The sequence below is a fragment of the Saccharopolyspora soli genome, assembly GCF_022678645.1.
Lineage (GTDB): Bacteria > Actinomycetota > Actinomycetes > Mycobacteriales > Pseudonocardiaceae > Saccharopolyspora > Saccharopolyspora soli.
Window position 1 is genome coordinate 25,406 of record NZ_JALBWV010000056.1, and the last position, 14,123, is coordinate 39,528.

Below are 14,123 nucleotides of genomic sequence, written 5' to 3' on the forward strand. Positions count from 1 at the left end.
GGGGCGATGCGCGTTCGGGGGCGTCCAGCGCGAGATCCGTTGTGTCACAAGCATTGACAGTCGATGTTGGCCCCATTAACTTTCACGCCACCAAATAACGAAAAGTTTTCGCTTAGCGAAAATCGAAGGGGTTGGGTATGGGTTCGCCCGGACTTCGGGTGGCGATCGTGGGTGGCGGGATCGGCGGCATGGCCACCGCGAACGCCCTCGTGCGGCACGGCATCGAGGTGGCGGTCTACGAACAGGCTCCGGAACTAGGGGAGATCGGCGCCGGGGTGTTGATGACGCCCAACAGCGTCCGCCTGCTGGAGCGGATCGGCATGGGACCGGCACTGGCCGCCGTTGGTGCGCGCATCGGGGACGGGTCGCAGTACTACCGCAAGGACGGCACGCTGGTCGCGCCCATCCTGACGACCGATTCCCAGGGTTGGAACGGCATGTACGGCATGCACCGCGCCGACCTGCTCACGATCCTGGCGGACGGGCTGCCCAACGGGGTCATCCACACCAACCACCAGTGCGTGGGCTTCGACCAGGACGAAGCAGCCGCGCACCTCCAGTTCGACAACGGCGCGTCCGCGACCGCCGATGTCGTCATCGCCGCGGACGGCATCCACTCCGCCCTCCAGCGGTACGTGGTGGCGCCTTCGCGTCCGGTGCACTCCGGTTCGGTTGCCTACCGCGGCCTGATCCCGGCCGAACGACTGCCGTGGTGGCGTCGCGGCGTGTCACAGCTCTGGATGGGCGAGGGCAAGCACTTCCTGGTGTACCCGGTGCGCTCCGGCGAACTGATCAACTACGTGGGCTTCGTGCCGAGCGATGAGCGGACCACGGAATCCTGGTCCGCTCCGGGCGACCCGGTTGCCTTGGCGGCGGCGTTCGCGGGCTGGGACTCGCCCATCGAGCGGCTGCTGACGCAGGTCGACACCACCTTCTGGTGGGGGCTGTACGACCGGGAACCGCTGAGCACGTGGACCAACGGCAGGCTCACCCTCCTCGGCGATGCCGCGCACCCGATGCTGCCCCATGTCGGACAGGGCGCGAATCAGGCCATTGAGGACGCTGTCGCACTCGCCACCCTGCTGGCCACCCGCGACGGGAACACCGCACGCGAGGCATTGCAGGCGTACGAGTCGCTCCGGCGGCCGCGAGTCGCCGAAGTGCAGCGCGGAGCGCGCGCGAACGGACAGCGGTACGACTCCGCGTACGACGACCTGAACGAGCGCGACGCCGAGATCGCCGCTTCCGTCACCTTCCGTTCCTGGCTCTACGACTACGACGTCGAGGCCGACGCTGGCGAACTCGCGGGGACGTAGCCGACCGCAGCGCATCCAGACCGCCAGACCCGTTGATCGGAGGACGCATGGGAGAAGCGCTCGTCGAGAGCCTTGCGCAGGTGTTCCAGCCATCGACGCTCCTGCTGATGCTGGTCGGTGTCGCGGTGGGCTTCCTGGTCGGGATCCTGCCGGGCCTGGGCGGCGCCGTGACGTTGGCCCTGATGCTGCCGTTCACCTTCGGCATGGAGCCGGTCCAGGCGTTCGCGTTCCTGCTCGGGATGCTGGCGGTCACCTCCACCGCGGGGGACATCAGCTCCGTCCTGTTCGGCATTCCTGGGGAGGCGACCTCGGCGGCCACCGTGCTGGACGGGCACCCGCTCACCAAACGCGGGGAGGCCGGTCGCGCGCTGGGAGCGGTGCTGTCCGCGTCGGCGATCGGCTCGGCGATCGGCGCGGTGGTGCTGGTAGCGGCCATCCCGATCATGCGGCCGTTGGTGCTTTCGTTCGGCCCCGCCGAGTTCTTCGCGCTCACCGTGCTCGGACTGACGTTCGTGGTGGCGTTGTCCGGCGGGAACATGCTCAAGGGCTTCATCATGGCGACGTTCGGCGTACTGGTCGCGATGGTCGGGATCGACCCGCAGGAGGGCGTCCCGCGCTACGCCTTCGGGGAGCTCTACCTCTGGGGCGGAATCGGGCTGGTCCCGTTGGTCGTGGGGCTGTTCGGCGGCGCCGAGGTACTGCAATTGATGTTGACCAAGCGCGGCATCGCCCAGCCCGCGGACGATTCGGCGACGCGGAACCTCGCTGGCATCGGGCAGGGGATCCGGGACACCTTGGCGCACTGGTGGCTGGTCGTCCGGTCGAGCGCGATCGGTGTCGGTGTCGGCATCGTGCCCGGTGTTGGTGGCTCGGTGGCGCAGTTCCTGGCCTACGGCCACGCCCAGCAGACCTCCAAGCACCCGGAGGAGTTCGGCAAGGGGGCGATCGAAGGCGTCATCGCGGCGGGGTCCAACAACAACGCCAAGGACAGCGGCAGCCTCATCCCCACGGTCGCGTTCGGCATCCCCGGCGGCGCGGCGACCGCGGTGCTGCTCAGCGCCTTCCTCATCGTCGGGCTCGACCCCGGTCCGGAGATGCTGACCGGCGACCTCCCGGTGACCCTTTCGATGGCGTGGGTGACCATCCTCGCCAACTTCGTGGCGGTCGCGGTGGGCTTCCTGCTGATCCGGCCGCTGGCCAGGCTCACCCGGATCCGCGGCACGTTCCTCGTTCCGGTCCTGCTGGCCCTGCTCACGATCGGCGCCTACACGGCGAGCAACAACTTCGCCGATGTGCTGGTGATGCTCGCGGCGGCGGTGATCGGAGTGCTGTGCGTCCGGTGGAACTGGCCTCGCGTCCCGTTCCTCCTCGCCGTGGTGCTGGGAGCCATCGCCGAGCGGTACCTCTTCCTGTCCTACTCGCTCTACGGACTCGATTGGCTGACGAAGCCAGCGGTCCTGGTCATCGGCGCGATCATCGTGCTCACCGTGGCGCGCCCGCTGTTGTGGCCCCGGCTGCGGAGGAACCGCTCCGCCGCCGACACCCGCGCGAAGATGGGAGCCCGGTGATGACGAGCTTGTCCAAATCGGACGGTGCGCGCGGACCGGACCTCTGGATCACCGGCGTGCTGCTGGTGGTCTTCGTGGTCGCCTTCCTGCTCGCCCGGCAGTGGGGATTCCGCGCTTCGTTCGTCCCCACGTTGGTATCCGGGCTCGGCGTGGTGCTCGGTGCGTTGAACCTGGTACTGCTCGTCGCGCGGCGCGGCGCGGTCCAGGCCCCGGAACCGGACCCCGAGCCGGAGCCGGATCGCCAGCACGAGGCCGACTACATCTTCGCGACGACCGGGGCCGCCGCTTGGCGCGGAAGCCTGGGCTGGCTCGCCGCCTTCTTCGTCGGGCTTTTCGTGCTCGGTCTCATCCCGACCGCGGTGATGTTCGCCCTCACGTACCTGAAGGCAGGCGCGCGGGTCTCCTGGCTTCCGGCGCTCGGCTACGCGGCTGGCCTCGGACTGTCGCTGTGGCTGGTGTTCGTCGAACTGCTCGCGATCCCGATACCGGAAGGGCTGTTCTCCTGATGTCCACGGCGGTCAACGGCGACGGCAGGCGATCAGTGCGAAGGAGCCACACATGAGCGCGTTGGGCGGTCCGCGGACCGGGCACCGGTTCTGGAAGCTCGTCGCCGGGGTGAGCGTGCTCGGCATGGTCGCGGGCTGCGGCGGCGGGAAGCCGGTGTCCCCGGCCGAGTTCTACGCGTCGGAGACCCTGGAGTTCGTCGTGCCCTACGAGCCGGGTGGCGGCTACGACCTGTACGCCCGCGACGTCGCCCCGTACCTCGCCAAGTGCGCGGGCACCGAGGTGACCGTGATCAACGAGCCGGGGGCCGGTGGCCTGCTCGCGACGTCGCAGACCGCGGTTGCCGAGCCGGACGGGCTGCGGATCCAGATCCTCAACACCGTCGGCGCGGTGAGCGCCGAGGTGGGACAGGTGGAGGGCCTGAACTTCCGGCTTTCCGAGTTCTCCTGGCTGACCAGGATGTCCGACGAGCCGAACGTGGTGGTGGTCGCCGCGGACAGCGAGTACCGGAATTTCGAGGACTTCCTGCGCGCCGACGAGCCGGTCAAGTTCGTGTCGACGGGTCCGGGGGCGAACGACCACATCAATCCGCCGCTGCTGTCCAGGATCTACGACTTCCCGGCCCGCGTCATCACCGGTTTCTCCGGTTCCGGCGAGGCGAGGGCGGCGATTCTGCGCGGCGACGCGGACGCCGACGTCCTACCGCTGAACACCGCGCTGAGCGCGATCCGGACCGGCCAGATGCGCCCGGTCCTCGTCATCGGGCGGAGCACCGACAAGGCCGTGGCCGAGGTACCGACGACGGCCGACTTCCCTCCGGCGACGCCGGAGGGGAAGCGGCTGCTGGACTCCCTGGTCGGCCTGGTGGAAACCAGCCGGACCGTGGCGGCGCCACCGCACCTGGACCCGGCGCGACTGGCATACCTGCGCGAGGCGTTCAGATGCGCGTTGTCCAACCCGGAATTGCAGTCCCGGTCGAAGCAGCAGCGGCGGCCGGTCAGCTACCTGCCGGGAGAGGACACGGCCGCGCTCGTGAACTCCGTGCTGCACGCCGACCCCGCCTTCCAGCAGGTGCTCCAGTCGATCTCCTGAGCAACGTGGCGTCGATCCCCTTGAGTGGAAAGGAATCCAACCCATGTCAGACCAACGCCTGTCGCTGGCAATCGCCGACTACGACCGGGTGGCCGCACTCGCCGATGGTCGGGTCGCGGTCCCCGGAGCCGAGCTCGACGTGCGGACGCTGGCGCCGTCGGAGACCTTCTACCGGATGCTGAACGAGGATGCGTTCGACGTCAGCGAGATGTCCTTGTCCAGCTACCTCATAGCCCGGCAGCAGGGCCGGGCCTGGACGGCGATCCCGGTCTTCCCCAACCGCAACGCGTTCCACCTCGGGCTCTACGTCAGCGAACGGTCCGGCATCCGGCGGCCGGAGGAGCTGCGGGGGCGGCGGGTCGGTCTCACCGAATACCAGGTGACGGCCGCGGTGTGGACCAGGGGAGTGCTCGCGCACGATTTCGGTGTGGACCCCACGGCGGTCGAGTGGTACGTGGAACGCACGCCCGAACTCAGCCACGGCGGCGAGACCGGTTTCCGGCCCGCCCCCGGTGTCCAGGTGCATCCGATGCCGTCGGGCCAGACGCTGGAGTCGATGCTCGTCGCGGGGGAACTCGACGCCGTGCTGCCCAGCCCGTATCCGGGGATGGCGTCCCGGCTGAACCGCACCAGCGAGCACGACCTGAAGCGGATTCCGGGCGTTCGGCGGCTGTTCGCCGACCCCTGGGCGGAGGCGGCGCGCGTTTACCGGGAGCACGGGTTCCTGCACTGCAACCACACCGTCGTGGTGCAGAACCGCCACTTGGAGCGGGACCCGGACCTGGCCTTGAACCTCTTCCGGGCGTTCGTCGAGGCCAAGCAGTTGGCGTACGACGACCTGCGGCGGCTGGAACGCTCCAGTCTGCTGCTCGGCGGGCCCCGGCTGGACGATCAGCAGGAGGTCTTCGGGGACGATCCGTTCCCGTACGGATTCGCCGGGTCGGCCAAGGCATTGCGGACGCTCGTCGGTTACTCCCACGAACAGGGCTTGATCAGCGCGAAGCCGGAGGTGGAAGACCTGTTCGCGACGAGCACGCTGGACACCTGAGCGGCGCGCCCTCCGGTGGTCGATTGAACCGGCGGCTACCACCTCCGTCGATCACCGGGGCCGAGCCCTCGCCCGAAGCACTGTCCACCCAGGACCCTCAACTCGACCGGCAACGCCCGCTCGGGCGCCCGAACCGGCCCCGGATCACGATGCCTTCTCCGAACTTGTTGATTGATCTTGTTCGGGTCGGCGTTCATCCGGCGCTGGAGCTGTCGTGTGGTCGAGGCTGCCCGCGTATCCGTGCACCGGTGTGGGCTGGTGTTCCTCTGGATGGCCGAACTTGAGCAGTTGGCCATGATGGACGGAGCAGTCTGGTGGCACGAAGGAGCGCGACATGCTGAGCTCGATCTCCCTCCTCGCGGCTGACACGATCGATGAGAGCCGCGAGCCGTGGACCGGTCACGACACCCAAACCCTCGTTGTGGCGGCAGTCGGGATCGCCATCGTGGTGCTGCTGATCGTCGTGGCGAAGATGCACGGCTTCCTGGCGCTGACCATCGGATCCCTCTTCGTCGGGATCGGGTCCGGCATCGGGTTGGGCGAGGTCGCGGGCTCGTTCGAAAATGGCGTCGGCGACGTGCTCGGCAGCGTCGGCGTACTGATCGTGCTCGGTGCGATGCTCGGCAAGTTGCTCGCCGACTCGGGCGGGGCCGACGAGATCGTGGACAAGATCCTGACCGGCGGACGCCGCGGGTTGCCGTGGCGAATGGCGCTGATCGCCTTCATCATCGGCATCCCGATGTTCTTCGAGATCGGCCTCGTGCTGCTGATTCCCGTCATCATTCTGACGATCCGCCGATCCGAGCTGCCCGCGATGTACCTGGCGATCCCGGCCCTCGCGGGGCTCTCCGTCCTGCACGGCTTCGTTCCCCCGCATCCCGGGCCGCTGGTGGCGATCGCGAACATGCACGCCAACGTCGGTATCACCCTCGCCATCGGCCTGATCATCGCGGTACCCACCGTGATCATCGCCGGGCCGCTGTACGCGGTCGTGGCGGCGCGCCTGGTGCCCATCGGTGCCCTCGGCGCGGGCGGAAACCTCATCGGGCCCGGGTCGAGCGCAGGCTCTCCGGGCGGTGGCGAGGACGGCGAGGCACCTGGAGCAGCGCCGGACGAGCGGAAGCGCACCCGCCGCCCGAGCTTCACCTGGACGATCATCACGGTGCTGACCCCGGTGGTGCTGATGCTGGTCCGCGCCGCGGCCGAGGTGTGGATGAGCAAATCCGCGTGGATCTACCCGTTCCTGCAGTTCATCGGGGAACCGATCGTGGCGCTGCTGCTCGCCGTGCTGCTGGCGATGGTGACCTTCGGCACCGGTGTCGGATTCACGCCGCTCACCCTGACGACGAAGCTCGGTGAGAGCCTGATGCCGATCGTCGGCGCCACGATGATCGTCGGGGCCGGTGGTGGCTTCAAGCAGGTGCTCGTGGACGGAGGCGCTGGCATCGCGATCGGGAAGGTCGCTGTGGCGTTGAGCCTGTCCGCGCTGGTACTGGGCTGGCTGGTGGCTGTGCTGGTGCGGCTGGCGACCGGGTCGGCCACGGTTGCGACAGTTACCGCGTCGGGCATCGTGGCCCCGTTCGCCGCCGGTCTGTCGCCGACGCAGCTGGCCCTGGTGGTGCTGGCCATCGGCGCGGGCTCGCTGTTCTTCTCGCACGTCAACGATGCTGGCTTCTGGCTGGTCAAGGAGTACTTCGGGATGACCATCGGCCAAACCATCAAGTCTTGGTCGGTGATGGAGACGATCATCTCCGTGATCGGCCTCGCCCTGACGCTGCTGCTGTCGACGTTCCTCTAGCGCGATCTTGGCGGGTCTCGATCACCGCAGGTGCTGGGTTCCGACCGCCGCCTGCGCGACGCGAGGCGGGGTTGCTCATCCGTCGTTCGACCGCCAGGCAACGCCGACCTGACATTTTACATATCAACTCCGCTACGGCTGTGCTGTCGACACTAGCTAGGTCTGGACACGGCTCGTCCTCGATGTTTGACTGTCTGAACCCCAAAGAGTGTCGACAGTAGAACGCCGCCGACCACTGTTCGGCTGGCGATCCACCATGAGGCTCGACAGGATGGAGCTCAACGTTGAGGTCTGCAGTGGGGTCCCGAGGCCGCGGGCATCGCGCGCTCGCCGCCGACGACGGGACAGAATCTGTGAGGGAATCGGCGACCGACCGGCCGGTGAAACTGGCGGTGCGCGACGTGTGCATCGGCTACCGGCAACGGCGCACCGGCTCGTTCTTCGCGGCGGTGCAGGATCTGAGTTTCGACATCGACGACAACGAGTTCATCGCGATCGTCGGCCCGAGCGGCTGTGGGAAGACGACGTTCCTGTCGGCTGTCGCTGGCCTGCTGCCGATCGAGACCGGCAGTCTCGAGCTGAACGGCAGGCCGATCACTGGTCCAGCGCCCGACCGTTCGCTGGTCTTCCAGCAGGCGTCGCTGTTCCCGTGGCGCACCGTCACCGCCAACATCGCCTACGGGCTTGAGGCCCAGCACCGGCTCGACGAGCAGGGCAAGAAGCGGGTGGCGGATCTGGTCCGACTGGTCGGCCTGGACGGCAAGGAGGACAAGTACCCCCGCGAGCTCTCCGGCGGGATGAGCCAGCGGGTGAACCTGGCCCGAGCGCTGGCGACCGACCCGGACCTGCTGCTGTTGGACGAGCCGTTCGCCGCGCTCGACGCGCAGACCCGCGAGGTCATGCAGGAGGAGCTGACCCGCATCTGGCAGGCCGACGACGCGGGTGGCGGCAAGACCGCCCTGTTCATCACGCACGACGTGCCGGAGGCGGTCTTCCTGGCCGACCGGGTCCTGGTCTTCTCGGCGTCCCCCGGCAGCCTGGTCGAGTCGGTCGCGATCGACCTGCCGAGGCCGAGGAACCGAGAGGTGAAGCGGTCACCCGAGTTCGCCGACCTGGCCGATCGCCTGCTAGACCTCGTGATGCGGCAGTCCGGCCTGCGGCAGGAGGAGGCGTCATGAGCAGCCTTGTGCCAACCTCGATCCTCCCCAACCGCACCCCAGGGGACCGTGACGCAAGCCAGCCACAAGAAACCACGCAACGGGAGATTCGGCTGGACGCAACCACCACCGCAAATCGCGGAGAGGCGGAACTGGGAGAGGCGGAACTGGAGGCGGACCAGCCATGACCGACGTCCAAGCCACCCGCCCGGTCGCGCGTCCCATCACCGAGCTCGACCGCCGACCGACGTTCGTCGTCCGCAACCGGAGTCTCCTGCTCGGCCTGCTCGGCGGTCTCATCGTGCTGATCGTCTGGCAGGCGCTGGTCTGGTCCGGCCTCGTCGATCCGCGCTTCAGCAGCTCGCCGATCGGCGCCGTCGAGAGCCTGGGTTACCTCGCCCAGAACGGCAGCCTGTGGGAGCCGACCCTGTCCACCCTGCAGTCGGTCGTGCTCGGCATCGCCATCTCGATCGGCATAGGCGTGCCGCTCGGGTTGGTCATCGGCCGCAGCGCGGTCCTGCACGGCCTCGTCGAGCCGCTCATCAGCATCATGTACTCGGTGCCGTTCGTGGTCTTCCTGCCGATCATCATCTTCTGGTTCGGCATCGAGGACTCCGCGCGGCTGGTGATCGTCGTGTGGGCCGCGGTGTTCCCGCTCCTGATCAACGTCGTCGCTGGCGCGCGCAATCTCGACAGCAACTACCTGCAGGTGTCGCGGGTGTTCTGCTCCTCGCGGCTGAAGACGTTGTGGTCGGTGTCGCTGCCCGGCACGATGCCCTACATCCTGGCTGGTTTCCGCCAGGCGGTCGCCCGCTCGCTGGTCGGCGCGATCGTGGCGGAGCTGTTCATGGGGACCGAGGGGCTCGGCTACGTGGTGCAGACGGAGACGTCGAACTTCCAGATGGACCACGCGATGGCGGCCATCGGCGTGATCGGGGTGATCGCGGTCCTGCTGACCCGAGGGGTCGCCTGGCTGGAGAGCAGGCTGACGTTCTGGTCGGGGAGCGTGGAGTGAACGGAGGGTAATCACTATCCTTGATCTCTGACACATCACATGTTACGTTTCGCCATGTGATGGAAGGTCCTGGTGAGCCGCTGTCCGTGAAGGCGTTCGCGGTGAAACATATTCGCGCTCTGATCTACTCCGGCGAGTTCGACGAGGACGGCAAGCTGTCGATCGCCGCGTTGTCGGAGCAGTTGGGCGTCAGCCGCACGCCCGTTCGCGACGCGCTGTGGCAACTCGCGGGCGAGGGGCTGGTCACGGTCAGCCCTCGGGTCGGCGCGTTCGTCCGGCGGTTGACCCCGGCTGAGGCCAAGGACATCTACCGGATCAAGGTGGCGATCGAACCGCTGATGGCCGGGTGGGCCGCAGAGCGCGCCGACGCCGGGCGTCGGGCGGCGCACCGGGAAAAGGTGCAGGACCTCGTGGAGATCGCCGAGAGCAACGACGTCGAGAAGTACATCGCCTGCCTTGAGGAGCGCCGCGCCAACCTGCTCGACATGGCCGACTCGCCGCCGCTGTCCGAGATCCTCTCGGCCATCGACGGCCGGGTCCGGCTGCTGCGGTTCCGCAACCTCAGCCAGCCGAGCCAGCTCGGCGTCTCGGCCACCCAGCACGTGGCGGTCGCCGACGCCGTCGCCGCTGGCGACGCCGATGCCGCGACCGAGGCCATGCGCGTGCACATGCTCGACGCGCAGCGCCGGGTGATGCGACTGACCGAGCGCTCGAACAGTGCGGGCGACTACTGGCTCTCCTCGGGAACCACCGGCTCGTGAGTGGCGACGAGCGGCTGGTCGGTCGGGGTATCGACCGCACTGACATCGGGCCCTTGCTGGATGGCAGCGCCGCGTTCGTCGCCGACCTCGCACCGGCGGGGACACTGCACGCCGCCTTCGTGCGCAGCGGGCTGCCGTCGGCCAGGATCGCCGGTGTCGACACGACCGCCGCGCGGTCCGCGCCGGGTGTCGTGCGCGTGCTCACCGGCGCGGACCTCGCCCGGCACGTCGCGCCGCTGCGACCGCCGACCAACAGCCGTGCGCCGGAGCGGTTCACCCAGTTCTACGACGTACGCTCGTTTCCCCGGCAGATTCCGTGCTTGGCGGTGGACGAGGTGCGCTACGTCGGCGAGGCAGTCGCCGTGGTCGTCGCCACCGACCGCTACCTCGCTGAGGACGCGGCGGCACTGGTCGAGGTCGACTACGAGCCGCGCGAGGCGGTGACTGACGTGGTCGCCGCGCTCGAATCGGATGCGCCGGTCGTGCACGCCGACCTCGACAGCAATCTCGCCGTCTCGCTCACGCTGGCCAAGGGGGAGCTGCCCGCTGGCGACGACGTGGTCGTCGTGGCGGGGGAGTACCGGATCGCCCGCCAAGCCGGATTGTCGATCGAGTGCCGCGGCGTGCTCGCCAAGCCCGAGAACGGTCGGCTCTCGGTGTGGTCCTCCACCCAGGTGCCGTTCATCCTCCGCCAACTGCTCTGCGCGGCGACCGGGTGGAGTCCGGACGAGGTCCGCGTGCGCGCTCCCGAGGTCGGCGGCGGGTTCGGGCCGAAGGCATCGGTCTACGCCGAGGAGGTGGTCATCCCGTGGCTCGCGCGGGAGCTGGACCGGCCCGTGGCGTGGATCGAGGACCGCTACGAGAACCTGACGGTCGCGACCCAGGCCCGCGACAACCTCCACCGCACCCGGCTGACCGTCGACCGCGGCGGCCGGATCCTGTCGTGGGAGGACGACTTCCTCGTCGACCTCGGCGTGCACAACTTCTGGATGGTCGGCGTCGTGGCGAACACCGCGGTGCACCTGCTCGGCGCGTACCGGATCCCCGCCGTCCGGATCACCGGGCGCGGCGTGTTCAGCAACAAGACGCCAACCGCGCAGTACCGGGGCGCCGGGCGGCCGGAGGCGTCCTTCGCCCTCGAACGCAGCCTCGACGCGGCGGCCCGACGGCTGGGCATCACACCGGCGAAGCTGCGCCAGCAGAACCTCCTCGGGCCCGACGACCTCCCGCACTCGCAGGGCGTGCCGTACCGCGACGGCGTGGACATCGTCTACGACGGCGAGGACTACGCACGGGTGCTCACCGCGGCGATGGATCTGGTTGGTGAGGACGACATCGCGGAGCTGATGCGATCGGCGGCGGCGCACGAACGGGTCGGGTTCGGCATCGGCGTCTACATGGAGGCGACGGCCCGCGGCCCGGCCGAGCCGGAGACCGCGCGGGTGCGGCTGCGCGACGACGGCACGCTTGAGGTGGCCACCGGCACCGGCCCGTCGGGGCAGGCCCACCGCACCGTGTTCGCCCAGGTCGCTGCGGATGCCGCCCAGGTCGGCATGGACGGCGTCGAGGTGATCACCGCGGACACCGACCGGGTGCCGCAGGGACTCGGCAGCTTCGCCAGCCGCAGCGCCGTCGTCGCCGGGTCCGCGGTCCGCCTTGCGGTGGCGCAGGCCGTCGAGACCGGCCGCGCCGCGGTCGCGGAGCTGTTGCGCGTCTCGTACGCGGAGCCCGCACCCGGTGGTTTCCGCGTGCCAGACACCGGTCGGCACGTGACCTGGGCCGAGCTCGCGGCGCTCCTGCGGGACAGCGCAGCGGTGATCGACGAGGTGCACACGTTCGCGCCGCCGACCGTGACCTGGACGATGGGCGTGCACGCCGTCGCAGTCGTGGTCGACATCGAGACCGGCGGTGTCCGGGTCGTGCGCTACGGGGTGGCGCACGAGACCGGGTCGCCGCTGAACCCGCGCGTCGTCGACGGCCAGCTTCGCGGCGGGGTGGTCCAGGGCATCGGCGGCGCTCTGCTGGAACGCGTCACCCACGACGCCGCCGGGCAGCCGCAGTCGGTGACGCTCGCGGACTACCTCGTCCCGGAGGCGACTGACGTGCCCGAGGTCCAGCTCGCCCACCTAGACGCGCCGAGCCAGCTCAACCCGCTCGGCATCAAGGGCGTCGGGGAGAGCGGGATCATCGCCAGTGGCGCGGCGGTCGCCGGTGCGGTCGACGACGCGCTCGAAGAGTTCGGCGTGCACGTCGCGTGCTGCCCGATGACCTCCGACCACCTCCTGGAGCTGATCGAGGAGGCGCGGCGGTGAAACCGGCCCCGGTGACGCTCGTCCGCCCGCGCGGCGTGGCGGAGTGCCTTGCCGCACTCGACCCGGCGGACGGCTCAGTGGTCAAGGTCATCGCGGGCGGGCAGAGCCTGATGCCGATGCTCGCGCTCCGAATGTCCACACCGGACAGACTGGTCGACGTCGGGCGCGTCGCGGAGCTGACGGCCGTCGTGCCCGGCGAGCGGGTCGTCGAGCTCGGCGCGCGGATCCGTCACCGGCAGCTGGTCGACGGTGCGGCTGGGCCGGCACCAGCCATCCTCGGCATGGCGGCCAGGCACATCGGCCACGACGCCATCCGCAACCGGGGAACGCTCGGCGGCAGTCTCGCGCACGCCGACCCCGCCGCGGAGCTGCCAGCCGTGATGGTCCTGCTGGACGCCGAGATCGTGTGTCGGTCACTGGCCGCAGGCACCCGGACGATCCCCGCGCGCGCATTCTTCCTCGGGCCCTACCTGACCGCGATGCGCGACGACGAGCTGCTGACGGCGGTCCGGGTCCCGCGCGCGGACGTCGGCACGCGGTACGGGTTCGTCGAGTTCTCGCCTCGGCACGGCGACTACGCCCGCGCGGGCGCGCTGTGCGCGGTGCACACCGATCCGGACGGGACCGTCCGGCGGGTTGGCGCGGTGTTGTTCGCCGTGGGTTCGACGCCGGTCGATGTGAGTGGCGCGCTGGCGGCGGCCGAGGGACACCCGCTGCTGGCCTGCCCGTGGGAGGACCTGGCCACCGACGCCGTCGCGTCGTTGCCGCCGCCAGGGGAGGACGGCGAGACCGCCGCCAGACGTCGGCTGGCCGCTGTCGCGCTGCGCCGCGCACTCCAACAAGCGTCCACATTGGATGGATGGGTCCGATGACGCATGACATCTCGGTCCGCGTGAACGGCGCGGAGGGTCGGGGGCCAGTGGCCGACCGGCTCACCCTGGCCGACTACCTCCGCGAGCGGCGCGGGCTGACCGGTACCAAGCTCGGATGCGAGCAAGGGGTCTGCGGCGCGTGCACCGTCCTGCTCGACGGCGAGTCGGTGCGGTCGTGCCTGGTCCTGGCGGCGCAGGCGGACGAGTTCGACGTGGTCACCGTCGAAGGTCTCACCGCCGCCTCGGCCGCCGCCGGGGACCTGCGGGAGGCGTTCGCGCGACACGACGCGCTGCAATGCGGTTTCTGCACTCCAGGGTTCCTCGTCGCGGGCGTCGAGTTGCTCGCCCGCGACGAGCTGGACGAGGCGACCGTCCGCGAGGCGCTGTCCGGGAACCTCTGCCGCTGCACCGGATACGGCGGCATCGTCGCGGCGATCCTCGACGTGCACGGGCGCCGCGGCGCGGTCCCGATCACCGCCTGCCCCGAGGAGACTCCGCCGACTCACGGGGACCGTCGCCGCGCGGCGGTCCTGCTGTTGCTGGCCGGGCTCGCCCTGCTGGTCGGTCTGCTGGTCCGCCGTTGGCGCTCACGGACGGAAGGAGGTCCGCATGAGTGACACTTTCGCTTTTCCACTCATGCGACCGACCGGGTGCGGGTGTCCCGCAAGACATGGAAGGAA

The 14,123-nt window shown here is 69.5% G+C and carries 13 protein-coding genes; all 13 read left to right on the forward strand.

Annotated features, from left to right (window positions below):
* Positions 1–137: 137 nt before the first annotated feature.
* Positions 138–1,316: an FAD-dependent monooxygenase gene (locus MOQ72_RS32860; RefSeq protein ID WP_242189655.1), complete on the forward strand. Its 1,179-nt coding sequence runs from the start codon at positions 138–140 to the stop codon at positions 1,314–1,316.
* A gap of 47 nt (positions 1,317–1,363) precedes the next feature.
* The gene (locus MOQ72_RS32865) at positions 1,364–2,884 is read left to right on the forward strand and encodes a tripartite tricarboxylate transporter permease (RefSeq protein ID WP_242189656.1); all 1,521 of its coding nucleotides are present in this window, start codon (positions 1,364–1,366) and stop codon (positions 2,882–2,884) included.
* The gene (locus tag MOQ72_RS32870) at positions 2,884–3,390 is read left to right on the forward strand and encodes a tripartite tricarboxylate transporter TctB family protein (protein WP_242189657.1); all 507 of its coding nucleotides are present in this window, start codon (positions 2,884–2,886) and stop codon (positions 3,388–3,390) included. The genes MOQ72_RS32865 and MOQ72_RS32870 overlap by 1 nt, the downstream gene beginning before the upstream one ends.
* A 52-nt stretch (positions 3,391–3,442) precedes the next feature.
* Positions 3,443–4,480 carry a Bug family tripartite tricarboxylate transporter substrate binding protein gene (locus tag MOQ72_RS32875; RefSeq protein ID WP_242189658.1) on the forward strand — a complete coding sequence of 346 codons (1,038 nt, stop codon included), beginning with the start codon at positions 3,443–3,445 and terminating at the stop codon, positions 4,478–4,480.
* Between the two features lie 43 nt (positions 4,481–4,523).
* On the forward strand, positions 4,524–5,528 hold the full coding sequence (locus MOQ72_RS32880) for a substrate-binding domain-containing protein (RefSeq protein ID WP_242189659.1): 1,005 nt from the start codon (positions 4,524–4,526) through the stop codon (positions 5,526–5,528).
* A gap of 334 nt (positions 5,529–5,862) precedes the next feature.
* Entirely contained in the window at positions 5,863–7,326 is a 1,464-nt protein-coding gene (locus MOQ72_RS32885; RefSeq protein ID WP_242189660.1) for a GntT/GntP/DsdX family permease, read from the forward strand.
* A 353-nt stretch (positions 7,327–7,679) separates the two neighbouring features.
* A complete protein-coding gene (locus tag MOQ72_RS32890) occupies positions 7,680–8,504 on the forward strand; it encodes an ABC transporter ATP-binding protein (RefSeq protein ID WP_242189661.1) in 825 nt (274 codons plus the stop codon).
* The gene (locus tag MOQ72_RS32895) at positions 8,501–8,671 is read left to right on the forward strand and encodes a hypothetical protein (RefSeq protein WP_242189662.1); all 171 of its coding nucleotides are present in this window, start codon (positions 8,501–8,503) and stop codon (positions 8,669–8,671) included. Before MOQ72_RS32890 ends, MOQ72_RS32895 begins: the two co-directional genes overlap by 4 nt.
* The gene (locus MOQ72_RS32900) at positions 8,668–9,498 is read left to right on the forward strand and encodes an ABC transporter permease (RefSeq protein WP_242189663.1); all 831 of its coding nucleotides are present in this window, start codon (positions 8,668–8,670) and stop codon (positions 9,496–9,498) included. Before MOQ72_RS32895 ends, MOQ72_RS32900 begins: the two co-directional genes overlap by 4 nt.
* 59 nt (positions 9,499–9,557) lie before the next feature.
* On the forward strand, positions 9,558–10,259 hold the full coding sequence (locus tag MOQ72_RS32905; protein ID WP_242189686.1) for a GntR family transcriptional regulator: 702 nt from the start codon (positions 9,558–9,560) through the stop codon (positions 10,257–10,259).
* The gene (locus MOQ72_RS32910; protein WP_242189664.1) at positions 10,256–12,571 is read left to right on the forward strand and encodes a xanthine dehydrogenase family protein molybdopterin-binding subunit; all 2,316 of its coding nucleotides are present in this window, start codon (positions 10,256–10,258) and stop codon (positions 12,569–12,571) included. The genes MOQ72_RS32905 and MOQ72_RS32910 overlap by 4 nt, the downstream gene beginning before the upstream one ends.
* A complete protein-coding gene (locus tag MOQ72_RS32915) occupies positions 12,568–13,443 on the forward strand; it encodes an FAD binding domain-containing protein (protein ID WP_242189665.1) in 876 nt (291 codons plus the stop codon). Before MOQ72_RS32910 ends, MOQ72_RS32915 begins: the two co-directional genes overlap by 4 nt.
* A complete protein-coding gene (locus MOQ72_RS32920) occupies positions 13,440–14,060 on the forward strand; it encodes a (2Fe-2S)-binding protein (RefSeq protein ID WP_242189666.1) in 621 nt (206 codons plus the stop codon). The genes MOQ72_RS32915 and MOQ72_RS32920 overlap by 4 nt, the downstream gene beginning before the upstream one ends.
* The last annotated feature ends 63 nt before the right edge of the window (positions 14,061–14,123 follow it).